This window comes from Micromonospora desertarenae (assembly GCF_056150265.1).
The window spans coordinates 155649-182152 of sequence record NZ_JAXCFQ010000008.1 but is presented as its reverse complement, the minus strand read 5'-3'; the positions used below and the strand labels follow the sequence as shown (position 1 = coordinate 182152).

The following is a 26504-nucleotide window of genomic DNA, read 5'->3' as shown; positions in this document are numbered from 1 at the left end:
GGGAGTCTCCGACGGCCCGTCCGCGGCGGCGGACGGGAGCGGGTGGGGTGTCTCAGGCGGACTCCGGCGGGCCGGCGGGCGTCGATCCCGCCGCCGGCTGGCCGCCGGGCACCCGGCCCGGCGGGGTGGGGCCGCCCGGCTGGCCCGGCAGCGCAGGGCCGGCGGGCGCCGGCCCGGGCGCGGCCGCACCGGCGGTCGCGGGCGCCGCCGGGCGCCGCCGCAGCAGCAGTACGACGACGACGGCGACGACGAGCAGGCCGACCGCCCCGGCGACGACCAGCAGCCAGGGGAAGCCCCCGGCGTCGTCCTCGGCGGCGGCGGCCGACGGCCGCGGTGGCGCCTCGGCGACCGCTCGCAATTCGGCCGGCTTGTTCTGGTTGCTGCCGACCTGCCAACTGACCGACCGTCCGTTGACAGTGCCGTTGGTCTCGCGTACCGGGCCGGGGAAGGTCACCGAAATCTCGAACGACATCAGCCGCAGGAAATCCTGCTGACTCTGCGGGTGTTTTTCGGCGATTTTGCCGCCGTATTTCTGCGGGTCGAGCGGCAGGGTGAACCGGTAGAGATCGCCGTCCCGGACGAGTTTCACGCTCTCGCTGTTGAAATCGCTCAGCGGGGTGTTCCGATAGGTGATCTGGAAACCGAAGACCCGGGCGTCCTCGTAGCGGGTCTCCTCGCCGGGCGGCAGTGCCGGGATGTTCTGCCGCAGCTCGGCGAAGCCCGCCTCGACAGTCCGGTTCCCGCTGGTCAACACGGTCTTCCGGGCGGTCAGCAGGAGCTGGCCGGTCACCGTGTCGTCGGCGTTGACGGCCAGCCCCATGTTCAGTTCCATGCAGCCGCTCAATACGGCCACGAGAGCGAGACACCCCGCGACGCGGAGCGCTCTGCCGCGGACGAGTCCCGTCATCATGGGCACAGTCTGTGTGATCCGGATCACGGTCAGCAGTCAGCGATCAGTCACAACGAAGTCGCCGATCTTACCGGCTCGTTGTCACGTTCGGTTGAGGCCGATCACCGGTCGAATAGCTAATCTGAAAGGTTGGCCGCCGGGTGCCAATTTCCCGGCGCCCGCGCCGCCGGTTGCCCGCCGTCGACCCGCCCGGCGTGTCGCGGATCGGCAAATGTCCCGGCGAGGGTGGCACCGGAGAGCCATCACGATGACGCTCCGGTATCACGCCGGCCTCGGGCTACGCTGCGACATGATCTCGATCTCGGCCGTGCTGCTGGTGGACGGGGACGGGCGCCTGCTGCTGCAGTTGCGCGACGAGCACGCCCCGAAGCATCCGAACGTCTGGGGTCTGCCCGGCGGACACGGCGAACCGGGCGAGACCGCCGAGCAGGCGGCCGTCCGCGAGCTGTGGGAGGAGACCGGGCTGCGCGCCGAGCACGGGTTGCGCCTCTTCGCCCGGCAGGAGTTGCCCGAGCTGGGCCGGGTGAAGCACTACTTCTGCGGCGCGACCGGTGCCGGGCAGGACGACGTGGTGCTCGGCGAGGGGGCGGCGATCCTGTTCGTGCCCGCCGAGGAGGTCCTCGACGGCCGGCCGTACACCCCGGGCACCGTCGAGGTGCTGGCCCGGTTCCTCGGCTCGCTCGAGCACGCCCGGCTGGCCGCGCTCGCCGCCACCGGCCGGGCCGGCCGGCCCCCCGCCGCCGGCTGACCGGGCGGGTCAGCGGCCTGGTGCGGGGTGGGGCGGGGCGCTGGCGGTCGGCGGCTGCCAGTCGGCGTACCGGGCCATGCCGCGCAGCGCGGAGCGGGCCGGGGTCAGCCGGATCAGCGTGTTGCGCAGCGCGACCGCCACCGGGTGGCGCAGTTGCTGCCCGAACCGGCCGGTGCGGGCCGCCGCCCGGGCGACGGCCTGGCTGCGCGGCCGCCGCTGCCGGTCGTAGGCGGCCAGCGCGGCGGGCACGTCGGCCGCCCCGCCGGCGCAGACCGCACCGAGCGTCACCGCGTCCTCGATCGCCTGGCAGGCGCCCTGCCCGAGGTTGGGGGTCATCGCGTGCGCCGCGTCGCCGAGCAGCGCGACCCGCCCCCGCACGTACGACGGCAGCGGCGTGCCGAGGTGGAGGATGTCGTTGCGCAGCACCGCCTCCGGCGGGGTGGCCGCGAGCAGGGCCGGGATCGGGTCGTGCCAGGCGCCGAAGCGCTCGCGCACGGCGGCCAGTTCGTCCGGGGCGCGCCCGCCGGGCGGGGCGGTCACCGCGCCGTACCAGTAGACCCGCCCCTCGCCGAGCGGCACCATGCCGAACTCGGCGGCCGGGCCCCAGCTGATCGCCGCCGGCACCGGCGCCGGGAACGGGATCGCCGCGCGCCAGGCGGTCGAGCCCGCGTACACCGGGGCCGGGGCCTCGGGCCAGAGCCGGGGGCGCAGCACGCTGTGCAGGCCGTCGGCACCGACTACCAGGTCGGCCCGGAGCGTGGCCGGCTCGCCGTGGCGGCGGTAGCGCACCTCGCCGGTGTCCGGGTCCACGTCGTCCACCTCGGCGCCGGTGCGCAGCGCCGGGGCCGGCAGCGCGTCGGCCAGGATCCGGTGCAGGTCGGCGCGGTGGATGCCGAGCGCGGTGGTGCCCAGCACCCGGGCCATCTCGTCGGCGTCCAACCGGGACAGCCAGCGCCCGCCCGCGGTGCGGATGCCGCCGGGGGCCTGCCGCCCCCGGGCGCGGACCACCGGCCCGAGCCCGAGGGCGTCCAGCCCGCGCAGCGCGTTCGCCATCAGGGTGAGCCCGGCGCCGACCTCGCGCAGCTCGGGGGCGCGCTCCAGCACGGTGACCCGCCAGCCGGCGCGGTGCAGGGCCAGTGCGGCGGCCAGACCGCCGATCCCGCCGCCGACCACGACCGCCGTCCGCGTCGCGTCCATCGCACCCGCCCCTTCTACGTCTGTAGAAGGGCATACTACATCCGTAGAAGCGGGCCGAGGAGGGGCATGGCACGGGCGGAACGGGTGGCGTCACTGGCCGACGCGGCGATCGAGCTGCTCGCCGAGGGGGGCATGCGGGCGCTGACCCACCGGGCGGTCGACGCCCGGGCCGGCGTGCCGCTCGGCACCACCTCCGCCTACCTGCGAACCCGCCGGGCGCTGATCGAGGCGGTGGTGCAGCGGCTGGCCGACCTCGACCGCGCGGACCTGGTCGCCGAGCAGCTACCGACCGAGCAGCTACCGACCGAGCAGCTACCGGCCGGGCGGCCGCCGGCCGAGCAGCTACCGGCCGGGCAGCGGCCGGCCGGGCCGCCGGGGCCGCCGCTCACCCCGGACGACCTCGACCGGCTCGCCGCCGGCGTGGCAGCGGTGCTGGACCGCTGGCTCACCGCCGGCCGCAGTCGCACCCTGGCCCGGTACGCCTGCCTGCTGGAGGCGGTGCACCGGCCGGAGCTGCGGCAGATCCTCGAACACGGCACCGGCCTGCGGGTGCAGGCACGCGACCTGCTCGCCCGGGCCGGCGCGCCCGACCCGCGCCGGCGAGGCGACCAGTTCGTCGCGTTCGTCGACGGGCTGCTCTTCGACCGGCTGGTCGGCGCCGGAGCGCTGAGCGCCCCGCCGCCGGGCAGCCCGGCCAGCCGGGCCGACCTCGCGGCGGCCGTACGCACCCTGCTGCGCGCCGCCACCGACCCGGCCTGACGCCGGCCGCACCGGCGAGGCCGGTCCCGGCCGGCCGGTTCAGTCGCCGGTCGCGGCGCCGACCCGGTGTGCGCTCGGGCTCACCCCGTGCACCCGCCGGAAGGCCGCGCTGAGCGCGAACGGGCTGCCGTAGCCGACCCGCCGGGCCACCGCGCCGACCGTGGCGTCCGGCTCCCGCAGCAGGTCGGCGGCGAGGGCCAGCCGCCACCCGGTGAGGAAGGTCATCGGCGGCTCGCCGACCAGGTCGGTGAAACGCCGGGCCAGCGCCGCCCGGGAGACGCCCACCTCGGCGGCGAGCGCGGCCACCGTCCACGGCCGGGCCGGGTCCTGCTGCAGCAGCCGCAACGCCGGGCCGACCACCGGGTCACCGGCGGCGGCGTACCAGGCCGGGGCGGTGCCGGGCCGGGCGAACCAGGTGCGCAGCGCGGCGATCAGCAGCAGGTCGAGCAGCCGGTCGAGGACCGCCTCCTGCCCCGGCGCGTCCCGGGTCACCTCCTCGGCCAGCAGCGGCACCAGCGGGCTGCGCCAGTCGTCGCCGGTGACCACCAGCAGCGGCGGCAGGGCGGTGAGCAGCCGCCGGCTCAGCTCGCCGGGTAGCTGGTAGGTGCCGGTCAACATCACCGTCGAGGCGTCCGGGCCGGTGCCCCAGGTGCGCACGCCCAGCCCAGACAGTGCGGTCAGCGGCTCGCCGCGCAGCGTCGTGCACCGCTGGCCGGGGTGGATCACCACCTGCGGCGGGGTCGCCGGGTCGTCGGCGACGGTGTAGGCGTGCGGCCCGCGCAGCACCGCCACGTCGCCGGGGCCCAGCCGGGCCGGCTCGCCGTCGTCCGGCACCACCCAGGCGGCACCGCGCACCAGCGCCACCACGGTCAGCGGCGCCCGGTCCTCGATGCGCAGCGCGAACGGCGGGTCCAGCACCGACCGGAGCAGGAACGCGCCCCGGGCCCGGGCCCCGTCCAGCAACCCGGTCAGCCCGTCCACGCCCGGATCATAGCCAGCCGGGCGGCGGTGCCCTCAGCCTCGCCCGCCGAGCCAGGCGACGGCCTGCTGCCGGGTGCCGGCGGGCACCTCGTGGCCGCCGGCGAACTCCTGGTAGGTGACGTCGTAGCCGAGGCCGCGCAGCCGGGGGACCAGGCGCCGGCTGCACACGTCGACCGGCAGCACCGGGTCGGCGGTGCCGTGCGAGACGAACACCCGGGGCCGGCCGTGGGTGACCTGCGGCGCGGCGAAACCGGGGGAGAAGGCCACCACCGCGTCGACCAGGTCGCCGTTGGTCAGGCCCAGGGAGAGGGCGTACGAGGCGCCGTCGGAGAACCCGCCGACCGCCACCCGGTCGACCGGGTAGCCGGCGAAGGCGGTGGCCAGCAACCCGTCCACCCGCCGCACGTCCGGCCCGAACCCCTCGACGATCAGGTCCCAGGTGCTCGACTCGGCCTGCGGGGCGACCAGCAGCAGGCGGTGCTCGTCGGCGACCGGGAGCAGCAGGTCCAACCCCTGCCGGGCCGAGCCGCCGGCCCCGTGCAGGAGCAGCACCAGCCGGTACGGTGGCCCGTCGACCGGTTCCGGGGCGTACACCATGGCCAACTGCCCGCCGTGCGGGTCGGTCAGCGCGGCCAGCCCGGCGGCGGCCAGCGCGGTCGGCGCGGCCGGCCGCGTGGTCAGCCGGCCGTGCCGCGGGTTCTCCTCCGGCTGCCGGTGCGGCGGCGCGGGTTCGGCCACGGGATCACCGCTCTCCAGTTCCTGGGCGGGCGTGCGCCCGCGGATACCCCGCTGACCGGCGGCTAACCCCGGGGTCGTCGCGCCGGCCGCTCGCCGGCTCGCCGGCGGATCCGGTGCCGTCGCGCCGGCCGGTCCGCCCGGCGCCGCGGGTCGCCGTGGCGGCGCTCGCCCTGCGGCCGGTCGCCGTGGCGCGGATGCCGGAACGGGAATCCGCTACGGCCGCCCGGCCGGGCCGCCGCGGCCGTCCGGCCCCAGCCCAGCCGCGGCCGGTCCGGTCCTAGCCGCTGACCCGGCGGATCAGCCGGGACGGGAACACGGTCACCGGCGGCGCGGGCCGGCCGGCCAGCGCGGCGGTCGCCGCGGCCGTGGCGATCTGCGCCACCGGGTGGGTCGCGGTGGTCAACGCGGGCGTGGTCATCGCGGCGAGCGGGATGTCGTCGAAGCCGGTCACGGCGACGTCGCCGGGCACGCCGACGCCGTCGCCGCGCAGCCGGTCGATCACCCCGAGCGCGGTGGCGTCGCTGATCCCGACGATCGCGTCGGTGTCCGGCCAGCGCGCCAGCACCTCACCGGCCGCCGTCCGGCCCCGGCTCGCGGTGAAGTCGCCGGGCACCAGCCGCACCGGCAGCCCCGCGTCCCGCATCACCTGCTGGTACGCCCCGACCGAGCGGCCGGCGCAGGAGAGCCAGCGCGGGCCGGTCACCATGGCGATGCGGCGGCGCCCGGTGGCGTACAGGTGGCGGACCGTGGCCGCCGTGCCACCGCCGTTGTCCACGTCGAACGAGGGCACCAGGGCGGAGCCGATGCCGATCGAGGCCACCCGGCCGCGCAGCGCCCGGGGGATCGCGGCGAGCATCGCCTCGGTGGTGTTGACCAGGACCAGCCCGCCCACGCTGCGGTCCTCGGCCAGCCGGCGCAGCCCGGCCGGCTCCCGGGTCGGCAACCAGTGCAGCACCACCCCCAACCCGTACGGCGCGCAGACCCGCGCCGCCGCGCCGACCACCCGGTCGACGTACGGGTCGTCGAGGACGCTGGCGTCGGCGCCCGCCACCACGACCACCAGCCGCACGCCGCTGCCCCGGACCAGCGCCCGGGCGGCGAGGTTCGGCGCGTACCCGAGCCGGTCGGCGGCCGCGTTGACCCGGTCGCGGGTGACCGGCGCGGCGTAGCCGGTGCCGGCGAGCACCCGCGAGGCGGTGGCCCGGGAGACCCCGGCCGCCGCGGCGACGTCCTGGAGGGTCGGTGGTCGGCGTGCCGTCGTCATCGCTGTCCTCCCCGTGGTCGGCCGCCCGCCGGCGGTCCCCACCGCATCATCCCGCGCCACGGGGCCGGTGGGTAAGGGGTGGCACCGGGTTGTGGTGAGAACGCTCTCAGGTGTGCGATCGAGGGGAAGTGCGTCCACCGGAAGGAAACCCGCCGTGAGTCCCGCCACCGCCCCACCCGCCGCACCGGCCCCGGCCGTGCCCCGATCGGTGCTCGCCGCCCGTACCGGCGTGGCCGTGGTGTTCGCCCTCAACGGCCTGGCCGTGGCCACCTGGTTCGGCCGGGTGCCGGCGGTCCGCGAGGCGCTCGGGCTCAGCGCCGGCCGGCTCGGGCTGCTGCTGCTCGCGATCTCCGCCGGCGCGCTGCTCGCCATGCCCACCGCCGGCCTGGTGGCCCAGCGTCTCGGTACGTCCCGGACGGTGGCCGCCTCCACCCTGCTCGTCGCGGCCGGCCTCACCCTGGCCGGGTTCGCCGGCCTCGCCGGCTCGCTGATCGGGGTGGCGGTCGGTCTCTTCGCGCTCGGCTACGGCTCCGGCACCTGTGACGTGGCGATGAACGTCGAGGGCGCGGCCGTGGAACGACGGCTCGGGCGTACCGTCATGCCCCGCTTCCACGCGGCCTGGAGTCTCGGCTCGGTGGCCGGCGCGGCGCTCGGCGCCGGAGCCGCCCGCCTCGGCCTGCCGATCGCCGCCCACCTGACCGCGATCGCCGTGGTGGTGCTGGTCGGCACCGTGCTGGCCGCCCGGTCGTTCCTGCCGGTGGCGGAGAGCACGACGGCCCCGGCTCCGGCCCGCCGCCGGCGGGACCTGCTGGCCGCCTGGCGGGAGCCGCGCACCCTGCTGGTCGGCCTGCTGGTGCTGGTGATGGCGTTCGCCGAGGGCAGCGCCAACGACTGGCTGGCGGTCGCCTTCGTCGACGGCCACGGCCTCAGCGAGGCGGCCGGCGCGGCGGTCTTCGGCGTCTTCGTGGTCGGCATGACACTGGGCCGGACGGTCGGCACCCTGGCGCTGGACCGGTGGGGTCGGGTGCGGGTGCTGGTCGCCACCATCCTGCTCGCCACCGTCGGCGCCGCCACGGCGGTGCTGGCCGGATCGGGGCCGGTGGCGATCGCCGGCGTCGCGCTCTGGGGCGTCGGCGCCTCGCTCGGCTTCCCGGTCGGGATGAGCGCGGCCGCCGACGACGAGGAGCGGGCCCCGGCCCGGGTCAGCGTGGTCGCGGTGATCGGCTACACCGCGTTCCTCGGCGGGCCGCCGCTGCTCGGGATGCTCGGCGACCGGGTCGGCACGCTGCAGGCCCTGCTGGTGGTGCCGCTGCTCCTGGTGCCCACCCTCGCCCTGGTCCCCGCCCTCCGCCCCCCGTCCCGCTGACCCGCGACGGTGGTCACCACGATCGCTCAGCAGGTGGTCGTCGACGCCCACCTTCCGGCGGACGATCCCCGGTTCGCCGCGCAGGGGGCTCTCAGGGAGTGTCCAGGGGGTTGCCAGGCAGGGGTGGTGCACTGGGAGGGCGAGGAGAGGAGCGGGGCATGGGCTGGTTCAGCCGGCGGCCGCGGGCCGCCGAGGGAGCGGTGACGAAACTCGACCGGGAGGCGACCCGCGAGGACCTGGCGGCGCTGGAGGCGTTCGTGACCAGCCGCCGGGGCGTGGAGTTCTACCTGGAACCGGAGACCACGGCGACGGACACCACGGTGGTGGCGATCGCCCACGACGGCGAGTGGATCCGCCGCCGGACCGGCACCCCGCGGGCCGCCGGCGCGATCGCCCGCAAGCACGCGGTGCCGCTGTACGAGGCGGCCCGCACCGGCTACCCGGAGCGGATGCGCGCCTGGAACCGGGCCCACCCGGAGCGGCGCGCCCGCTGACCGGACGAGGGCGGGTTCACGCCTCGGCGGCGACCGCCGCGCGCGCCTCGTCCAGCGTCATCGGCGGCTGGTGGCTCGCCACGTACCACTGGACGTCGTCGCTCAGCAGCCGGCGTACCAGGCCCAGGTCGGGCCGGTCCGCCGGGGTGCGCAGGTGTGCCGGCGGCGGGTAGTAGGCGTCGCCGAGCAGCAGCACCCCCGAGTCCGGCACGGTCACCACGGTGGAGTCCGGTGCGTGTCCGCCCCCGACGTGCCGCACCCGTACGCCCACCGGCAGCTCCAGCTCGTCGGTGAAGGTCCGGGTGGGCGGCAGCACCGCGAAGCCCTCCCACGAGTCGACGGCCAACGCCCGGGCCCGGAAGCTGGGGCCGAGCCGCGGATTGGCCCGCACCTGCTCGCGCAGGTACCGGTGGCTCCACGGCCGGGCCGCCTCCTCGCGCAGCAGCCGCTCGCCGGCGACGTGTCCCACGATCTCCACGTCCGGCCAGGCGCAGGCGCCCCAGACGTGGTCCCAGTGGTGGTGGGTGTAGACCAGCCAGCGCGGCGCCGGCAGCCCGGCGGCGCGCAGCGCGGCCTGGATCTCCCGGGCGTGCGCGGGGCTCTGCCCGGCGTCGATCAGCACGCTGCCCCGGTCGTCGGCGACCAGCGCGACGCCGGCCTGTACGGCCGCCGGATCGGGGTCGCCGGGGCAGAGCCAGACTCGCCCGGCGAGGTGCTCGAACCTCATGTCGATCATCGCGACACCTCCTCGGACGGGTGCGGAAAACGGCTGTCCGCCAAGATCCTAAACCCCGCCGGAGATCGGGCTCCCGGCACGTCGGCCGCGCCGCCGGCATCCCCCTCCGCGTGCCCTCTGCCCGGCGTCAACCCACGCGGCCTCAGCGGGCGGGAACCGTTGCGTGGGTTGACGCAGAGCCCGGGTGGTGGAGCGATGCGGCTCCGCGCGGATCGGAGCGGTTCGACGGCGGCGCAGGGCGACGCGGGGCGGCGAGGGCGCGTTGACCGGTACCCGGCGGGTGTGGCAGCATTCCCGGCCTGACGGCAGTGAAGGAAGCCGGTGCGATTCCGGCGCGGTCCCGCCACTGTCACCGGGGAGCGATCCCCCCTCGTGAGTCACGGCCGTGCGTGCGCGGTTGGAAGGCCGGGGGTGAGCGTCGATCCGGGAGCCAGGATACTTCGGCCGTCGGGAGTTGACCCCAGGGCGTGGACACCCGAGGAGGACCCGATGACGCACCGCGTCTCCATCGTCGGCGGCGGCCGCCGTACCCGGCCCGGCCGCGCCAGCGCACCCGCCGCCTTGAGCCGCCGCGCCGCCGCGCCCGCCGCGGGCCGCCGCACCGTCGTTCACCGCTGAGTTCCGCACCCTGCCGCGTCCCGGCACCGGCCCGCCGCCGGTGAGCCGGCCGCCGGCGCCGCCCGTCCGCTGAACCAGCACCCGTCCCGCCGCGCCCGGCCGCCTCCGTCGACCGGGTGGGCGTCACTCTCCGGAGCCATTCGTGCGCATCCTGCTGCTCTCCACCGCCGACACCGACCTGCTCGCCGCCCGGGCCAGCGGCGCCGACTACCGGCTGGCCAACCCGGCCCGGGTCGCCGCCGACGCCGTGCCCGCGCTGCTCGACGGCGTCCACCTCGCGGTCGTACGCCTGCTCGGCGGCCGGCAGGCGTGGCCGGACGGGCTGGCCACGGTGCTCGCCTCCGGCGTGCCCACGGTGGTGCTCGGCGGCGAGGCGGTGCCGGACGCGGAGCTGATGGCCGCCTCCACCGTGCCGTCCGGAGTGGCCACCGAGGCGCTGGCCTACCTGGTCGAGGGCGGGCCGGCCAACCTCGCCCAGCTGGCCCGGTTCCTCTCCGACACGGTGCTGCTCACCGGCGAGGGCTTCGCCCCGCCCGCGCCCACCCCGGCCTACGGCGTGCACGGCGAGCACCCCGCCGACCCGGACCGGCCGACCGTCGGCATCGTCTTCTACCGGGCGCACGCCCTCGCCGGGAACACCGCCTTCGTGGACACCCTGGCCGCCGCGGTCGACGCCGCCGGTGGCAACCCGCTGCCGATCTTCTGCGGCTCGCTGCGCGGGCTCACCTCGGGCGCCGGGCCGCTGGGCCTCTTCGCCGGCTGCGACGCCCTGCTGGTCACCGTGCTCGCCGCCGGCGGCACGGTCGCCGCGGACGCCTCCGGCGGCGGCGACGAGGACGCCTGGGACGTGGGCGCGCTCGCCGCCCTCGACGTGCCGGTGATCCAGGCGCTCTGCCTGACCAGCACCCGGGAGCAGTGGGCCGGCAGCGACGCCGGACTGTCCCCGCTGGACGCCGCCATGCAGGTGGCCGTCCCCGAGTTCGACGGCCGCATCATCAGCGTGCCGTTCTCGTTCAAGCGGATCGACGCCGACGGGCTCTCGGGCTACGTCGCCGACCCGGAACGCGCCGCCCGGGTCGCCGGCGTCGCGGTGCGGCAGGCCCGGCTGCGGCGGCTGCCGAACGCGCGGAAGCGGGTCGCGGTGGTGCTCAGCTCATACCCGACGAAGCACTCCCGGGTCGGCAACGCGGTCGGGCTGGACACCCCCGCCTCGGCGGTCCGGCTGCTCGGCGCGCTCGCCGAGGCCGGCTACCACCTCGGCGACGCCCGTGTGCCCGACGACGGGGACGCGCTCATCCACGCCCTCATCGCCGCCGGCGGGCACGACGTCGAGTGGCTCACCCCCGAGCAGCTCGCCGCCGCGCCCGCCCGGGTGCCCGGCGACCGCTACCGCCGCTGGTTCGACCAGCTGCCCGCCGAGCTGCGCGAACGGATGCGTGAGCACTGGGGCGAGCCCCCCGGCGAGCTCTACACCGACGGCGGGGACATCGTGCTGGCCGGGCTGCGGTTCGGCAACGTCGTGCTGCTCATCCAGCCGCCGCGCGGCTTCGGGGAGAACCCGATCGCCATCTACCACGACCCGGACCTGCCGCCCAGCCACCACTACCTGGCCGCGTACCGGTGGCTGGCCGCGCCGGTCGCCGACGGCGGCTTCGGCGCCGACGCGGTGGTGCACCTGGGCAAGCACGGCACCCTGGAATGGCTGCCCGGCAAGGGACTCGGGCTGGCCGCCGGCTGCGCCCCGGACGCCGTCCTCGGCGACCTGCCGCTGGTCTACCCGTTCATCGTCAACGACCCCGGCGAGGGCACCCAGGCCAAGCGCCGCGCGCACGCCGTGGTCGTGGACCACCTGGTGCCGCCGATGGCCCGCGCCGAGACGTACGGCGACCTGGCCCGGCTGGAGCAGCTGCTCGACGAGTACGCCACCGTGCAGGCCCTCGACCCGGCCAAGGTGCCCACCGTGCGGGCCCAGATCTGGGCGCTGGTGCGCGCCGCCGAGCTGCACCACGACCTGCACACCGAGCAGATGCCCGGCGAGGACGACTTCGACGACTTCGTGCTGCACCTCGACGGCTACCTGTGCGAGGTCAAGGACGTGCAGATCCGCGACGGGCTGCACGTTCTCGCCGCCGCGCCCACCGGCGAGCCGCGGGTGAACCTCGTCCTCGCCGTGCTGCGCGCCCCGCAGGTCTGGGGTGGCCGGTACGCGCTGCCCGGCCTGCGGCAGGCGCTCGCCGCCGCGTACGGGCTGGACGAGCAGGCGCTGCTCGCCGCGCCCGGGGAGCGGCTGACCGCGCCGGAGGCGCTGAGCGACACCGTCGACGGGCCGGCCGGCACCGCCGCCGACGCGGTGGACCTGATCGAGGCGCTCGCCCGGCGGCTGGTGGTCGGCATGGAGACCCTCGGCTGGGCGCCCGACAAGGTCGACGCGGTGGTCGAGGAGGTCACCGGCCGGGCCGTCCCGGACGCCGCCGCGGTGCTCCGCTTCGCCGCCACCGAACTGGTGCCCCGGCTGGAGCGGACCACCGACGAACTGGCGCACACGCTGGCCGCGCTCGACGGCCGGTTCGTGCCGCCCGGCCCGTCCGGCTCGCCCACCCGCGGCCTGGTCAACGTGCTGCCCACCGGGCGGAACTTCTACTCCGTCGACCCGAAGGCGATCCCCAGCCGCAACGCCTGGGACGTCGGCGTGGCGCTCGCCGACTCGCTGCTCGCCCGGCACCTCGCCGACACCGGCGGGTACCCGCGCTCGGTCGGGCTCACCGTCTGGGGCACCAGCGCCATGCGGACCCAGGGCGACGACATCGCCGAGGTGCTCGCGCTGCTCGGCTGCCGGCCCACCTGGGACGACCGGTCCCGCCGGGTCACCGGCGTCGAGGTGGTGCCGCTGGCGGAGCTGGGCCGGCCCCGGATCGACGTCACGGTGCGCATCTCCGGCTTCTTCCGGGACGCCTTCCCGCACGTCGTCGCGCTGCTCGACGACGCCGTGCGGCTGGTCGCCGCCCTCGACGAGCCGGCCGCCGACAACCACGTCCGCGCGCACGTCGCCGCCGATCTGGCCGAGCACGGCGACGAACGCCGGGCCACCGCCCGCATCTTCGGCTCCAAACCGGGCGCGTACGGCGCCGGGCTGCTGCCGCTGATCGACGCCCGCAACTGGCGCAGCGACGCCGACCTGGCCGAGGTGTACGCGGTCTGGGGCGGCTACGCCTACGGCCGGGGGCTGGAGGGGCGGGAGGCGCGGGCGGACATGGAACGCTCCTTCGCCCGGATCGCGGTGGCGGTGAAGAACCAGGACACCCGCGAGCACGACATCGTCGACTCCGACGACTACTTCCAGTACCACGGCGGGATGGTGGCGATGGTCCGCCACCTCACCGGCGCCGCCCCGGCCGCGTACGTCGGCGACTCGGCGATGCCGCACGACGTGCGGACCCGGACGCTGGGCGAGGAGACCCGGCGGGTGTTCCGGGCCCGGGTGGTCAACCCGAAGTGGATCGCGGCCATGCGCCGGCACGGCTACAAGGGTGCCTTCGAGCTGGCCGCCACCGTGGACTACCTGTTCGGCTACGACGCCACCGCCGGCGTGGTCGACGACTGGATGTACGAGCACCTGGCGGCCGCGTACGTCTTCGACGAGACCACCCGGGAGTTCCTGGAGCGGTCCAACCCGTGGGCGCTGCGCGGCATCACCGAGCGGCTGCTGGAGGCCGCCGACCGGGGCCTGTGGGCCGCGCCCGCCCCGGCCACCCTGGACCGGCTCCGGGAGACGTACCTGACCACCGAGGGCGACCTGGAGGAGCGGCAGTGAGCGCGAGGAGTGAGCCGGTTCTGCGAGCCCCGCAGTCGCGAACGGAAGGCAGCGCAGTGACCGGCTACCCGTTCAGCGCCGTGCTCGGCATGGCCGACATGCGGCTCGCGCTGCTGCTCAACGCGGTCAGCCCGGCCATCGGCGGGGTGCTGGTGCGCGGCGAGAAGGGCACCGCCAAGTCCACCGCCGTCCGCGCGCTCGCCGCGCTGCTGCCGCCGGTCGACCGGGTGGCCGGCTGCCGGTTCGCCTGCGACCCCGCCGCCCCCGACCCGGCCTGCCCGGACGGCCCGCACCCGGCCGCGCCGCCGGCCGAGCGCCGCCCCGCCCGGCTGGTGGAGCTGCCGGTCGGCGCCGCCGAGGACCGGGTGGTCGGCTCGCTCGACCTGGAACGGGCCCTCGCCGACGGGGTCCGCGCGTTCGAGCCCGGCCTGCTCGCCGCCGCGCACCGCGGGGTGCTCTACGTCGACGAGGTCAACCTGCTCCACGACCACCTGGTCGACCTGCTGCTCGACGCGGCCGCGATGGGCCGCTGCCACGTCGAGCGCGAAGGCGTCTCGGTCAGCCACGCCGCCCGGTTCCTGCTGGTCGGCACGATGAACCCGGAGGAGGGGGAGCTGCGCCCGCAGCTGCTCGACCGGTTCGGGCTCACCGTCGAGGTGGGCGCCAGCCGCGATCCCGCCGTCCGGGTCGAGGTGGTCCGCCGCCGGCTCGCCGCCGACGCCGACCCGGTCGGCTTCGCCGCCCGCTGGGCCGCCGCGGACGCCGAGATCGCCCACCGGGTGGCCACCGCCCGGCGGCGGCTGGACGGCGTGCGGCTGCCCGACGCCGCGTTGCGCCAGATCGCCGAGGTCTGCGCCGCCTTCGACGTTGACGGCATGCGCGCCGACATCGTCACCGCGCGCACCGCGCTCGCGCACGCCGCCTGGCACGGCCGGGACGCGGTCACCGTCGAGGACGTCCGGGTGGCCGCCCGGCTGGCGCTGCCGCACCGCCGCCGCCGGGACCCGTTCGACACCCCCGGCCTGGACGAGAAGCGCCTCGACGAGGCCCTGGACTGGGCCGGTGACGACGGCCCCGACGACGACCCCGGCGGCCCGGGCGGTTCCGGCGGCGGCCCGCGCGGCGGCCCCGACACCCCCGGTCCCGGCCCGCACGGCGGTCCCGGCGGCACCCGCGACGACGGCCCATCCGACGGGTCCCGGGACGACCACGGCTCCGCCGGCGTCCCGCCGAGCGGCGCGGGCGGACCGGACGCCGGGCCCGGTGCCGCCGACCGGGACCGGGCCGCCGGCAGCGGACCCTTCTCTTCCGGCGACGCCGGCGAGGTGCCGGGCCGATCCGACGACCCGGCGGCCGGTCCGGCCGACACCGGGCAGACCGGCACGGGCGGCGGCTCCGGCCGGACCGGTCCGGCCGGCCCGCCCGGCGCGGGCGGGCAGCCGGTGGCCGTCCCTCGGCAGGGCCTGAAGGCCCGGCTGCTCACCGCGCCCGGCGTCGGTGACGGCGTGCCGGGGCGCCGGTCCCGGGCCCGCACCGGACGGGGCCGGACCACCGGCGCCCGGGTGCCGGCCGGCCGCCCCGGCGCGCTGCACCTGCCGGCGACGCTGCGGGCCGCCGCGCCGCACCAGGCCGCCCGGGGCCGCACCGTCGGGCCGCTGCGGCTGCGCCCGGTCGACCTGCGCGAGGCGGTCCGCGAGGGGCGCGAGGGCAACCTGGTGCTCTTCGTGGTGGACGCCAGCGGGTCGATGGGCGCCCGGCAGCGGATGGCCGCCGTCAAGGGCGCCGTGCTCGCCCTGCTCACCGACGCCTACCAGCGCCGGGACAAGGTCGCCGTGGTCGCCTTCCGGGGCGCCGGCGCGCAGACCCTGCTGCCCGCGACCTCGTCGGTGTTGGCCGCGTCGGCCCGGCTCGCCGACCTGCCCACCGGCGGGCGCACCCCGCTGGCCGAAGGGCTGCTGGCCGCCGCCGAGCTGCTCCGGGTGGAGCGGCTGCGCGACCCCCGGCGGCGCCCGCTGGTGCTGGTGCTCACCGACGGCCGGGCCACCGCCGGCGACCGGCCGCTGGACCGGGCCGCCCGCGCGGCGGGCGTGCTCGCCGCCACCGGCGCCCCCTGCGTCGTCGTCGACTGCGAGTCCGGCCCGGTCCGCCTCCACCTGGCCCGCCGCCTCGCCACCCACCTCGCCGCCGACCACCACCCCCTGGCCGAGATCGCCACCGCCCCCCTGACCCATCTCGCCGCCCACCCCACCCAGTCCCGCGATCTTGCACTTCGGGCCCGGGCATGACGGACGAAAGCGCAGAAATCACGGACCCAAACTGCAAGATCGCCGGGGAAGACCGATCGAGAAGGAGCGCCGCCTGATGCCGCAGGGGAAGCCGAGCCACGTACCCGCCGACGGGCTGACCACCCGGCAGCGGCGCAACCGCCCACTGCTGATCGTCCACACCGGGCAGATGAAGGGGAAGTCCACCGCGGCGTTCGGGCTGGCGCTGCGGGCCTGGACGGCCGGCCTGCCGGTCGGGGTGTTCCAGTTCGTCAAGAGCGCCAAGTGGCGGGTCGGCGAGGAGAACGCCTTCCGCGCGCTCGGCGAGGTGCACCGGCACACCGGCCAGGGCGCCCCGGTGGCCTGGCACAAGATGGGCGAGGGCTGGTCGTGGATCCAGCGCGGCGGCGCCGCCGACCACGCCGCCGACGCCCTGGAGGGCTGGCGGCAGATCCAGCGCGACCTGGCCGCCCAGCGCTACGGCCTCTACGTGCTCGACGAGTTCACCTACCCGATGACGTGGGGCTGGGTGGACGTCGACGAGGTGGTCGACACCCTGGCGAACCGCCCCGGGTTCCAGCACGTGGTCATCACCGGCCGGGACGCCGACCCGCGGCTGGTCGCCGCCGCCGACCTGGTCGCCGAACTGGTGAAGGTCAAGCACCCGATGGACGCCGGCCAGAAGGGCCAGAAGGGCATCGAGTGGTGACCCGCCCCGCCGCCGAACCCGCCGCGCCGTGGGCGCTGCCCCGGGTGGTGGTGGCCGCGCCGGCCAGTGGGCACGGCAAGACCACCGTCGCCACCGGGCTGCTCGCCGCGCTGCGCCGCCGCGGCCTGGCGGTCAGCCCGCACAAGGTCGGCCCCGACTACATCGACCCCGGCTACCACGCCCTCGCCGCCGGCCGGCCCGGCCGCAACCTCGACCCCTGGCTGGTCGGCGAGGAACGGATCGCGCCGCTGCTGCGGCACGGCGCGTCCGTGCCGGTGCCGGCCGACGTGGCGGTGATCGAGGGGGTGATGGGGCTGCACGACGGCGCGGTCGGCCGGCGCGGCTTCGCCTCCACCGCACACGTCGCGCGGCTGGTCGACGCCCCGGTGCTGCTGGTGCTGGACACCACCGCGCAGGGCCGCTCCGCCGCCGCGCTGGCGCTCGGCATGGCCGCGTTCGACCCGGCCGTGCGGATCGGCGGCGTGCTGCTCAACCGGGTCGGCTCGGCCCGGCACGAGACGCTGCTGCGCGACGCGCTCGCCGAGGTGGGCGTACCGGTGCTCGGGGCGGTCGCGCGGGCCGCCGCGGTGGCCGCGCCGTCGCGCCACCTCGGGCTGGTGCCGGTCGCCGAGCGGGCGCCGGAGTCCGTCGCCACGGTGGCCGCCCTCGCCGACCTGGTCGAGTCCACCGTGGACCTGGACGCGGTGCTGGCGCTGGCCCGCACCGCCCCGCCGCTGACCGCGCCGGCCTGGGACCCGGCCGCCGCCGTCGGCGGCCCGGCCGGCGCCGGCCGCCCGGTCGTCGCGGTCGCCGGCGGACCGGCCTTCACCTTCTGCTACGCCGAGCACGCCGAACTGCTGGTCGCGGCCGGCGCCGAGGTGGCCGGCTTCGACCCGCTGCGCGACCCGGCGCTGCCCGCCGGTACCCGCGCGGTGGTCGTCGGCGGCGGCTTCCCCGAGGCGTACGCGGGGCAGCTCGCCGACAACACGGCGCTCCGCGCCGAGCTGGCCGGCTTCGACGGCCCGGTGCTCGCCGAGTGCGCCGGGCTGCTCTACCTCGGCCGCTGCCTGGACGGCGCGCCGATGTGCGGCCGGCTCGACCTCACCGCCCGGATGACCGACCGGCTCACCCTCGGCTACCGCGACGCGGTGGCCGCCACCGACTCCCCGCTGGCCCGCGCCGGCGACCCGGTACGCGGGCACGAGTTCCACCGCACCGCCACCGACCCGGGCCACGGCGACCGGCCGGCGTGGCGCTGGGACGGCGCCCAGCACGGCTTCGTCGCCGGCGCAGTGCACGCGTCCTACCTGCACACGCACTGGGCCGGCCACCCGCGGGCCGCCCGCCGCCTGGTCGAGGCGGCCAGCCGGTGACCGCGCGGAACGGCATCCCGGCGGACGATCGCGGCGCCCCGGCCGAGCCGCCCTCCGCCCGCCGCCTGGCCGGCGGCCAGCCGGTGACCGCGCGCGCTGACACCGGCCCGCCCGGGCCGGGCGCCGGCCGGTCCGGGCCGGCCGACGCCGCCACGCTGACCGGGGTCGGGGTCGGTCCGGGCGATCCGGAGCTGCTCACCCTCCGGGCGGTCCGGGTGCTGGCCGAGGCCGACGTGGTCTTCGTACCCGTGCTGGACCGGCTCGCCGCGAGGCCCGGGCGGGCCGAGACCACCGTCGCCGGGCACGTCGCCGCGGACCGGCTGCACCGGCTGCCGTTCGCCCTGGACGACCGGGGCGGGGTGACCCGTCGCCGGGAACGCGCCTGGGACGCCGCCGCCCGGGCGGTGGTCGGCGCGGTCGACGGCGGCGCGCGGGCGCTGGCCTTCGCCACCATCGGCGACCCGAACGTCTACTCCACCTTCGGCTACCTGGCGCAGACCGTCCGGGCGCTGCGCCCGTCGGTCGAGGTGCGCACGGTGCCCGGGATCACCGCCATGCAGGAACTCTCCGCGCGCAGCGGCGTCCCGCTCTGCGAGGGCCGGGAGCCGCTGACCCTGCTGCCGGCCACCGCCGGGCTGGCGCTCTTCGCCGACGCGCTCGCCGGACCGGGCAGCGTGGTCGCCTACAAGGGCTGGCGGCGGCACGCCGACCTGGTCGCGGAGCTGCGCCGGCAGGACCGGCTCGGCGAGGCCGTGCTGGGCCGGGGGCTCGGGCTGCCCGGCGAGCGGGTCGGCCCGGTCGAGCTGGCCGGCGACGACCTGCCGTACCTGTCCACGCTGCTGGTCCCGGCCCGCCGCGACCGTCGGGGAGGAAAGCTGTGACCAGCGCGGAAACCGCCGAGCGGGCGACGCCGGCCGGCCGGGTGTGCTTCGTCGGCGCCGGCCCCGGCGCGGCGGACCTGCTCACCCTGCGGGCCGTCCGGGCGATCGGCGCCGCCGACGTGGTGATCTGGGCGGCCAGCCTGGTGCACGCCGACGTGCTCGGGTACGCCCGTCCCGGCGCCGAGATCGTCGATTCCTCGCAGCTGCCCATCGAGGGGGTGCTCCCGCTCTACCGGCGGGCTGCCGCCGAGGGGCTGGCCGTGGCCCGGATCCACTCCGGCGACCCGGCGCTCTGGGGTGCGGTGCAGGAGCAGCTCGACCTGTGCCGGGCGCTCGGGCTGGCGGTCGAGGTGGTGCCCGGGGTCTCCTCGTTCACCGCGGTCGCCGCGATCGTCGGCCGCGAACTGACAGTCCCCGAGGTGGCCCAGTCGGTGATCCTCACCCGGCTGGAGGGCGGCAAGACGCCGATGCCGCCGGGGGAGCGGGTACGCGACTTCGCCCGGCACGGCACCACCATGGCGCTCTTCCTCTCCGCCGCCCGCTCCGGGCAGGTGCAGGCCGAGCTGCTGGCCGGCGGCTACCCGGCGGACACCCCGGCCGTCGTGGCGTACCAGGCGACCTGGCCGGACGAGCTGGTGGTGCGCTGCACGGTCGGCACCCTGGCGGCCACCGTGAAGGAGCACCGGTTCTGGAAGCACACCCTGTTCCTGGTCGGTCCGGCGCTGGCCGCCGCCGGCACCCGCTCGCACCTCTACCACCCCGGGCACTTCCACACCTTCCGCCGGGCGGAGCCGTCCGCCCGGGCCGAGCTGCGCCGGGCCCGGGACGCCGGGCCGGGGGACGGGCCCCGGGCATGACGTACGCGGAGCCGCCGCTGCGCGAGCCGGACCTGCCGCGTACCGCGAAGGTCCGGCCCACCGCGCTGCGCACCGGCTGGACCACCGGCGCCTGCGCCACGGCGGCGGCGAAGGCGGCGGTGACCGCGCTGGTCACCGGCGTGCCGCAGCGGGAGGTGGAGATCGGGCTGCCGGCCGGGCGGCGGGTGCGCTTCGCGGTCAGCCGGTGCGACTTGGCCGCCGGTCCGGCGCCGTGGGCGGAGGCGGTGGTGGTCAAGGACGCCGGGGACGACCCGGACGTCACCCACGGCGCGGAGTTGACCGCCACGGTGCGCTGGTCGGCGCCGCCCGGGCTGCGGCTGGCCGGCGGCGACGGCGTCGGCACGGTCACCCGGCCGGGCCTCGGGCTGCCGGTCGGCGGGCCGGCCATCAACGACACCCCGCGACGCATGATCACCGAAGCGGTGGCGGAGGTGGTCGACCTGACCCGCGCCGGCGTGCACGTGGTGATCAGCGTGCCGCGCGGCGAGGTCATGGCGCGCAAGACCACCAACCGGCGGCTCGGCATCGTCGGCGGCATCTCGATCCTCGGCACCACCGGGATCGTCCGCCCGTTCTCCACCGCCTCCTGGCGGGCCAGCGTGGTGCAGGCGGTGCACGTGATGGCCGCGCAGGGCCAGCGGACCGTGGTGCTCTGCACCGGCGGGCGCACCGAGCGGGCCGCCCGGGAGCTGCTGCCGGAGCTGCCGGAGGTCTGCTTCGTCGAGGTGGGCGACTTCACCGGCGCGGCGGTCACCGCCGCGGTCGCCGACGGCCTGACCGGGGTGGTCTTCGTCGGCATGGCCGGCAAGCTGGCCAAGCTCGCCGCCGGCGTGCTGATGACCCACTACACCCGGTCCAGGGTCGACCTGTCGCTGCTCGGCGCGGTCACCGCCGAGGCCGGCGGCGACGCCGACCTGGTCGCCGCGGTCGTCGCCGCCAACACCGGCCGGCACGCGTACGAGCTGTGGGCGGCGGCCGGCCTGCTCGGGGCGGCCGGTGACCTGCTCTGCCGGCGGGTCCGCCAGGTGCTGCTGCGCTTCGCCGGCCACCCGGTGGCCGTCGACGTGGCGATGGTGGACTTCGCCGGCTCCCGGGTGGTCGCCTCCTCCGGCCGGTGGGCGGCATGACGGCGGGCGAGGGCGACCGGACGCCCGGGTTGACCGTCGTGGGGGTCGACGCCGCGGGTCGCCCGGCACACCCCGGGCTCGCCGCGACGCTGGCCGGCGCCGGCCTGGTGGTCGGCGCGGCCCGGCACCTCGCCGCGCTGCCGGTGCCGCCCGGCTGCGCCACCGTCGCGCTGGGGCCGCTCGCCCCCGCGCTGGACCGGCTCGCCGCCGCCGTCGCCGCCGGCACTCCCGCCGTCGTGCTGGCCAGCGGCGATCCCGGCTTCTTCGGCATCGTCCGCCGGCTGCGCGCCGCCGGGCTGCGCCCGCGGGTGCTGCCGGCGGTGTCGAGCGTGGCCGCCGCGTTCGCCCGGGCCGGCCGGCCGTGGGACGACGCGGTCGTGGTGAGCGCGCACGGACGGGACCCGCGGCCGGCGCTGAACGCCTGCCGGGCCCTGCCGACGGTGGCGGTGCTCACCGCGCCCGGCGCCGGGGCGGCCGAGATCGGTGCCGGGCTGGCCGGCTGGACCCGCCGGCTGGTGGTGGCCGAGCACCTGGGCGGCGACGCCGAACGGGTCGTCGAGACCAGCCCGGCCGAGGCCGCCGCGCGGAGCTGGGCCGACCCGCACGTGCTGCTCTGCCTGGCCGACCCCGGAACCGGCCGTGCCGCCGGGATGCGGACCGACAACCAGCCGGCCGCCGCGCCGGCCGGCGGCTGGGCGCTGCCCGAGGACGCCTACGCACACCGGCACTCCATGATCACCAAGTCCGAGGTCCGCGCCCTGGCGGTGGCCCGGCTGCGCCCCCGGCTCGGCCGGCTGGTCTGGGACGTGGGCGCGGGCAGCGGCTCGGTCGGCGTCGAGTGCGCGCTGCTCGGCGCGGCGGTCGTCGCGGTGGACCGGGACCCGGCCGCCGCCGGGCTGGTCCGGGTCAACGCCGACCGGCACGGCGTCGACGTCCGGGTGGTGACCGGCGCCGCCCCGGAGGCGCTGCGCGGGCTGCCCGAAGCGGACGCCGTCTTCGTCGGCGGCGGTGGCACCGACGCACTCGCCGCCGTGGCCCGCCGCGCCCCCGACCGGGTGGTGGTCACCCTCGCCGCGGTGGACCGGGTCGCCCTGGCGGTCGGGCTGCTGCGCGCCGCCGGCTACGCCGTCGAGGGCGTCCAACTCGGCGCCGCCCGCCTCGCCGACCTGCCCGGCGGATCCATCCGACTCGCGGCCACCAACCCTGTGGTCGTCCTCACCGGGGAGCGCCCGTGAACCACCCGACCACCGCCGCGCCGGCCGGAGCGCCCCGCGCCGGCCGGATCGGACTCGTCGCGGCCACCGCCGCCGGCCGCCGGCACGCCCGCGTGCTCGCCGACGCCTGGCCGCACGCCCGGCCGGTGACCGGCCCGACCGTCGCCGACGCGCTGCGCACCGCCTGGGCGGAGTGCGACGCGGTGGTGGCGTTCCTGGCCACCGGGGCGGTGGTGCGCGTCCTCGCGCCGCTGCTCGGCGACAAGCGCACCGACCCGGCAGTGGTGGTGGTCGACGAGGCGGCCCGGCACGCCGTCGCGCTGCTCGGCGGGCACGCCGGCGGCGCCAACGACCTCGCCGGACGGGTCGGCGCGCTGCTCGACGCGCGGCCGGTGGTGACCACCGCCTCCGACGCGGCCGGCCTGCCGGGGCTGGACACGCTCGGCTGGCCGGTCGAGGGCGCGGTCGCCGCGGTCGGCCGCGCCGTCCTCGACGGCGAACCGGTCGCGCTGGTCGCCGACGCCGCCTGGCCGCTGCCAGCGCTGCCGCCCAACGTCCGCCCCGGTCCGGACCTGCCCGGTCCGGCCGCGACCGCCGCTGCTGGCGCGGGTGCGGATGCGACCGCGCAGGCCGGGCCCACGGTGGACGCCGCACCGTCGCGGGACGCCGGGCCGGTGGTGGACGCCGGGCCGGCGGCCGGCGGCGGATACCGGCTGCTGGTCACCGACCGGCTGGTGCCGCTCGACGGGCGGACCGCCGTGCTGCGACCCCCGTCGCTGGTCGCCGGGGTCGGCGCCAGCCGCGGGGTGCCCGCCGCGCAGGTGCGCGAGCTGCTCGACCGGGTGCTCGCCGCCGCCGGGCTGAGCCCGGCCAGCCTGCGCCACCTGGCCAGCGCCGACGTCAAGGCCGACGAGGCGGGCATCCGGGCCACCGCGGACGCGCTCGGCGTACCCCTGGTGACCTATCCCGCCGCGGCGCTGGCGGCGGTCGACGTGCCGCACCCCAGCGAGGTGGTCCGCGCCGCGGTCGGCACGCCGAGCGTCGCCGAGGCGGCCGCGCTGCTCGGCGGCGAGGCCGAGCTGCTGGTGCCGAAGACCGCGACCGCGATGGCCACCGTCGCGGTGGCCCGGCACGCCCCGCGCGGCCGGCTCGCGATCGTCGGCCTCGGCCCCGGCGCGGCCGACCTGCGCACCCCGCGCGCGGTCGCCGAGCTGCGCCGGGCCGCCGTGGTGGTCGGCCTCGACCAGTACGTCGACCAGGTGCGCGACCTGCTGCGCCCGGGCACCCGGGTGCTCGCCAGCGGGCTGGGCGCCGAGGAGGCCCGGGCCCGCGCCGCCGTCGCCGAGGCGGCCGCCGGGCAGGCGGTGGCCCTGGTCGGCTCCGGCGACGCCGGGGTGTACGCGATGGCCAGCCCCGCCCTGGAGTACGCCGACGAGCGGATCGACGTGGTCGGCGTGCCCGGCATCACCGCCGCCCTCGCCGCCGGGGCCCTGCTCGGCGCGCCGCTCGGCCACGACCACGCCTACCTGAGCCTGTCCGACCTGCACACCCCGTGGGAGGTCATCGCGCGCCGGCTGACCGCCGTCGCCGAGGGTGACCTGGTGGCGGTCCTCTACAACCCGCGCAGCCGCACCCGGGACTGGCAGCTCGCCGCCGCGTTGCGGCTGCTCGCCGCGCACCGCCTGCCGGACACCCCGGTCGGTGTGGTGCGCAACGCCAGCCGCGCCGGCGAGCGGGTGCACCTGGCCACCCTGGCCACCGTCGACGCCGCGCTGGTCGACATGTACAGCGTCGTGGTGGTGGGCAGCAGCCGCACCCGGTTCGTGGCCGGCCGGATGGTCACCCCGCGGGGGTACCGGTGGCGGCCGTGACCGTGTACGGCTGCCAGGGCTGCGGCGCCTGCCTGCTCACCTGCCCGACGCACGCGCTGCGGCCGGTGGCCGGCGGGCTGGAGGTGCGCGCCGACCGGTGCACCGGCTGCCTGGAGTGCCTGGAGATCTGCCCGGTGGACGCGATCCGCGCCGCCGGCACCGACAGTGGAGGGGAACCGATGAGTTCGACAGTGGTCAGCGCCGTATGCCCGGCCGCCCGGTGAGCCGGGCCGTCCACCCGATCGAGCGGCGGTCGTACGAGATCCTGCGGTCCCGGGTGGACCTGTCCCACCTGCCGCCGCTGACCCGCGCGGTGATCGAACGGGTGGTGCACGCCAGCGCCGACCTCGACTACGTCACCGACCTGGTCTGCGTCGAGGCGGCACTGGCCGGCGGGCTGGCCGCGCTGCGCGCCGGCGCGCCGGTGGTCACCGACGTGGCCATGGTGGCCGCCGGGATCACCGGCCGGGAGGCGCTCTGCCCGGTCGCCGAAGCGGCCACCGCGGCGCTGGCCCGCGCGGCCGGCCTCACCCGGTCGGCGGCGGCGGTCCGGATCGCGCTGGACCGGGTCGGCCCCGGCGCGGTCTGGGTGGTCGGCTGCGCGCCCACCGCCCTGGCCGAACTGGTCACCCTGGACGCCCGGCCGGCGCTGGTGGTCGGGTTGCCGGTCGGCTTCGTCGGCGCCGTCGAGGCGAAGGCGGCGCTGCGGGCCAGCGGCCTGCCCGGGGTGTCCAACCGCAGTGAGAAGGGTGGCTCGGCGGTCGCCGCCGCCGCCCTCAACGCCCTGCTCTACGTCGAGGAGAAGCCATGACCGCACTGGTCGTCGTCGGGCACGGCACGCGCAGCGCGGCCGGGGTCGCGCAGTTCACCGCACTGGTCGAGCGGATCCGCCGGCGGGCCGCCGGGGCGGTCGGCGACGTCGAGGGCGGCTTCATCGAGCTGTCCCGCCCGCCGCTGGCCGACGCGGTCGGCGCGCTGGCCGGCCGGGGCCACCGGTCGCTGGTCGCGCTGCCGCTGGTGCTCACCGCGGCCGGGCACGGCAAGGGCGACATCCCGGCCGCGCTGGCCCGGGAACGGCACCGCCACCCGGGCCTGCGCTACCGCTACGGCCGCCCCCTCGGCCCGCACCCGCTGCTGCACACCGTCCTGGCCGAGCGGATCGACGCGGCGCTGGCCGGCGACGGGCGGGCCGACACCTGGGTGGCGCTGATCGGGCGGGGGTCCACCGACCCGGACGCCAACGCCGAGGTGGCCAAGGTGGCCCGGCTGCTCTGGGAGGGGCGCGGCTATGCCGGCGTGGAGTTCGGCTTCGTCTCCCTCGCCGAACCGTCGGTGCCCCGGGTGCTGGACCGGCTGCGCCGGCTCGGCGCGCGGCGGATCGTGGTGGCGCCGTACTTCCTCTTCGCCGGGGTGCTGCCGGACCGGATCGTCGCCGGGTCCGCCGCGTACGCCGCCGCGCACCCGGAGCTCGACGTGCGGGTGGCCGACCTGATCGGCGACTGCGACGAGCTGGCCGACCTGGTGCTCGAGCGGCACGCCGAGGCGTTGCGCGGGGACATCCGGATGAACTGTGACACCTGCGCGTACCGGGTGGCGCTGCCGGGGTTCGCCGACAAGGTGGGCCGGCCGCAGACCCCGCACGACCACCCCGACGACCCGGTCGGCGGGCACCACCACCATCACCACCAGCACGGCGACGGCGATCCGGAGCACGGCCACGACCACGACCCCGGGCGGGGCCGGGTGGCGGTGGTCGGCGGCGGCCCCGGGCCGGACGACCTGATCACCGTACGGGGGCGGGCGCTGCTCGACGCCGCTGACGTGGTGGTGGTCGACCGGCTGGCTCCGCGCGGCCTGCTCACCGGCCTGCGTCCCGGGGTTCGGGTCATCGACGCGGCCAAGGTGCCCCGGGGCCCGGCGATGGCCCAGGAGGCCATCAACACCGCCCTGGTCGAGCACGCCCGCGCGGGCCGGCGGGTGGTCCGGCTCAAGGGCGGCGACCCGTACGTCTTCGGGCGGGGCCACGAGGAGGTGCTGGCCTGCGCGGCGGCCGGCGTGCCGGTCACCGTGGTGCCGGGGGTGACCAGCGCGGTCGCCGCGCCCGCGCTGGCCGGCGTGCCGGTCACCCACCGGGGCGTGGCGCACGAGTTCACGGTGGTCTCCGGCCACCTGCCGCCCGGGCACCCGGAGTCCCTGGTGGACTGGGCCGCGCTGGGCCGGTCCCGGGGCACCCTGGTGCTGCTGATGGCGGTGGACACCGTCGACAAGATCGCCGCGGTGCTGGTGGAACACGGGCGGGACCCGGACACCCCGGTGCTGGCCGTGCAGGACGCCGGGCACCCCGGCCAGCGTGCCGTGGCGGCCCGGCTCGACGGGATCGGGGCGCTGGTCGCCCGGGAGGGCCTCCGGCCGCCGGCGGTGTTCGTGGTCGGCCCGGTGGCCGCCCTCGGCGCCGCCGGCGGCTGACGGCGGCGGGTGGGGGCGAGCGCAGGCTGTGGAGCTGACGTCGGGAACGACTCGGCCCAACCCGGGCCGGGTCGGCCCGGGTTGGGCGCTCCGTCGACC

Annotated in this window: 22 protein-coding genes and 1 riboswitch; of the genes, 16 read left to right on the top strand and 6 right to left on the bottom strand. The window is 77.8% G+C overall.

The features are described 5' to 3' along the window. Positions 1-52: 52 nt before the first annotated feature. On the bottom strand, positions 53-832 hold the full coding sequence (locus SM577_RS18635; protein WP_474587518.1) for an LppM family (lipo)protein: 780 nt from the start codon (positions 830-832) through the stop codon (positions 53-55). 367 nt (positions 833-1199) lie between these two features. Here SM577_RS18635 and SM577_RS18630 point away from each other — a divergent pair, with 367 nt between their 5' ends. Beyond that, complete coding sequence (locus tag SM577_RS18630; RefSeq protein WP_302922183.1) at positions 1200-1658, top strand: NUDIX domain-containing protein; 459 nt, start codon at positions 1200-1202, stop codon at positions 1656-1658. Positions 1659-1667: 9 nt separating this feature from the next. Here SM577_RS18630 and SM577_RS18625 read toward each other — a convergent pair whose 3' ends face one another. Then, positions 1668-2855, bottom strand: coding sequence for an FAD-dependent oxidoreductase (locus tag SM577_RS18625; protein WP_474587517.1), 1188 nt, complete (start codon positions 2853-2855; stop codon positions 1668-1670). Between the two features lie 66 nt (positions 2856-2921). On the opposite strand from SM577_RS18625, the gene SM577_RS18620 reads away from it, so the two are divergent. Next, the gene (locus SM577_RS18620; RefSeq protein WP_302922185.1) at positions 2922-3614 is read left to right on the top strand and encodes a TetR/AcrR family transcriptional regulator; all 693 of its coding nucleotides are present in this window, start codon (positions 2922-2924) and stop codon (positions 3612-3614) included. A gap of 39 nt (positions 3615-3653) precedes the next feature. On the opposite strand, the gene SM577_RS18615 is transcribed toward SM577_RS18620, so the two are convergent. From SM577_RS18615 to SM577_RS18605, 3 genes are all read right to left on the bottom strand, one after another. Continuing rightward, the gene (locus SM577_RS18615) at positions 3654-4595 is read right to left on the bottom strand and encodes an AraC family transcriptional regulator (protein ID WP_474587516.1); all 942 of its coding nucleotides are present in this window, start codon (positions 4593-4595) and stop codon (positions 3654-3656) included. Positions 4596-4628: 33 nt separating this feature from the next. Further along, positions 4629-5333 carry an alpha/beta hydrolase gene (locus SM577_RS18610; RefSeq protein ID WP_302922187.1) on the bottom strand — a complete coding sequence of 235 codons (705 nt, stop codon included), beginning with the start codon at positions 5331-5333 and terminating at the stop codon, positions 4629-4631. 277 nt (positions 5334-5610) lie between these two features. Next, complete coding sequence (locus SM577_RS18605) at positions 5611-6597, bottom strand: LacI family DNA-binding transcriptional regulator (RefSeq protein ID WP_474587515.1); 987 nt, start codon at positions 6595-6597, stop codon at positions 5611-5613. A gap of 154 nt (positions 6598-6751) precedes the next feature. Between SM577_RS18605 and SM577_RS18600 the strand changes: the two genes are divergently transcribed. Next, positions 6752-7963: an MFS transporter gene (locus SM577_RS18600; RefSeq protein WP_302922189.1), complete on the top strand. Its 1212-nt coding sequence runs from the start codon at positions 6752-6754 to the stop codon at positions 7961-7963. 158 nt (positions 7964-8121) lie between these two features. Further along, on the top strand, positions 8122-8457 hold the full coding sequence (locus SM577_RS18595) for a hypothetical protein (protein WP_088994030.1): 336 nt from the start codon (positions 8122-8124) through the stop codon (positions 8455-8457). Between the two features lie 16 nt (positions 8458-8473). Here the strand turns inward: SM577_RS18595 and SM577_RS18590 are convergent, their stop codons facing one another. Further along, complete coding sequence (locus tag SM577_RS18590) at positions 8474-9193, bottom strand: MBL fold metallo-hydrolase (RefSeq protein WP_302922190.1); 720 nt, start codon at positions 9191-9193, stop codon at positions 8474-8476. Positions 9194-9504: 311 nt separating this feature from the next. Beyond that, positions 9505-9634: riboswitch (cobalamin riboswitch) on the top strand. Between the two features lie 319 nt (positions 9635-9953). Here SM577_RS18590 and cobN point away from each other — a divergent pair. From cobN to cobA, 12 genes are all read left to right on the top strand, one after another. Beyond that, positions 9954-13622, top strand: a complete 3669-nt coding sequence (gene cobN, locus SM577_RS18585; RefSeq protein WP_474587514.1) for a cobaltochelatase subunit CobN — start codon at positions 9954-9956, stop codon at positions 13620-13622. Beyond that, complete coding sequence (locus tag SM577_RS18580) at positions 13619-15907, top strand: VWA domain-containing protein (RefSeq protein WP_474587513.1); 2289 nt, start codon at positions 13619-13621, stop codon at positions 15905-15907. Before cobN ends, SM577_RS18580 begins: the two co-directional genes overlap by 4 nt. Positions 15908-15983: 76 nt before the next feature. Continuing rightward, positions 15984-16595: a cob(I)yrinic acid a,c-diamide adenosyltransferase gene (cobO, locus tag SM577_RS18575; protein ID WP_474587512.1), complete on the top strand. Its 612-nt coding sequence runs from the start codon at positions 15984-15986 to the stop codon at positions 16593-16595. Continuing rightward, positions 16592-17968 (top strand): cobyrinate a,c-diamide synthase, encoded by a 1377-nt coding sequence (locus tag SM577_RS18570; protein WP_302922193.1) that lies wholly within the window; start codon positions 16592-16594, stop codon positions 17966-17968. Before cobO ends, SM577_RS18570 begins: the two co-directional genes overlap by 4 nt. Before the next feature lie 155 nt (positions 17969-18123). Further along, positions 18124-18849, top strand: coding sequence for a precorrin-2 C(20)-methyltransferase (cobI, locus tag SM577_RS18565; protein ID WP_474587573.1), 726 nt, complete (start codon positions 18124-18126; stop codon positions 18847-18849). Then, positions 18846-19706 (top strand): precorrin-4 C(11)-methyltransferase, encoded by an 861-nt coding sequence (gene cobM, locus SM577_RS18560; RefSeq protein WP_474587511.1) that lies wholly within the window; start codon positions 18846-18848, stop codon positions 19704-19706. The genes cobI and cobM overlap by 4 nt, the downstream gene beginning before the upstream one ends. Continuing rightward, the gene (locus SM577_RS18555; protein WP_474587510.1) at positions 19703-20854 is read left to right on the top strand and encodes a cobalt-precorrin-5B (C(1))-methyltransferase; all 1152 of its coding nucleotides are present in this window, start codon (positions 19703-19705) and stop codon (positions 20852-20854) included. The genes cobM and SM577_RS18555 overlap by 4 nt, the downstream gene beginning before the upstream one ends. Next, entirely contained in the window at positions 20851-22089 is a 1239-nt protein-coding gene (cbiE, locus tag SM577_RS18550) for a precorrin-6y C5,15-methyltransferase (decarboxylating) subunit CbiE (protein WP_474587509.1), read from the top strand. Before SM577_RS18555 ends, cbiE begins: the two co-directional genes overlap by 4 nt. Then, a complete protein-coding gene (gene cobJ / locus SM577_RS18545; protein ID WP_474587508.1) occupies positions 22086-23939 on the top strand; it encodes a precorrin-3B C(17)-methyltransferase in 1854 nt (617 codons plus the stop codon). The genes cbiE and cobJ overlap by 4 nt, the downstream gene beginning before the upstream one ends. Beyond that, the gene (locus SM577_RS18540; RefSeq protein ID WP_474587507.1) at positions 23927-24163 is read left to right on the top strand and encodes a 4Fe-4S binding protein; all 237 of its coding nucleotides are present in this window, start codon (positions 23927-23929) and stop codon (positions 24161-24163) included. Before cobJ ends, SM577_RS18540 begins: the two co-directional genes overlap by 13 nt. Next, positions 24160-24750: a precorrin-8X methylmutase gene (locus SM577_RS18535; RefSeq protein WP_302922199.1), complete on the top strand. Its 591-nt coding sequence runs from the start codon at positions 24160-24162 to the stop codon at positions 24748-24750. Before SM577_RS18540 ends, SM577_RS18535 begins: the two co-directional genes overlap by 4 nt. After that, the gene (gene cobA, locus SM577_RS18530) at positions 24747-26405 is read left to right on the top strand and encodes a uroporphyrinogen-III C-methyltransferase (protein WP_474587506.1); all 1659 of its coding nucleotides are present in this window, start codon (positions 24747-24749) and stop codon (positions 26403-26405) included. Before SM577_RS18535 ends, cobA begins: the two co-directional genes overlap by 4 nt. Positions 26406-26504: the final 99 nt, after the last annotated feature.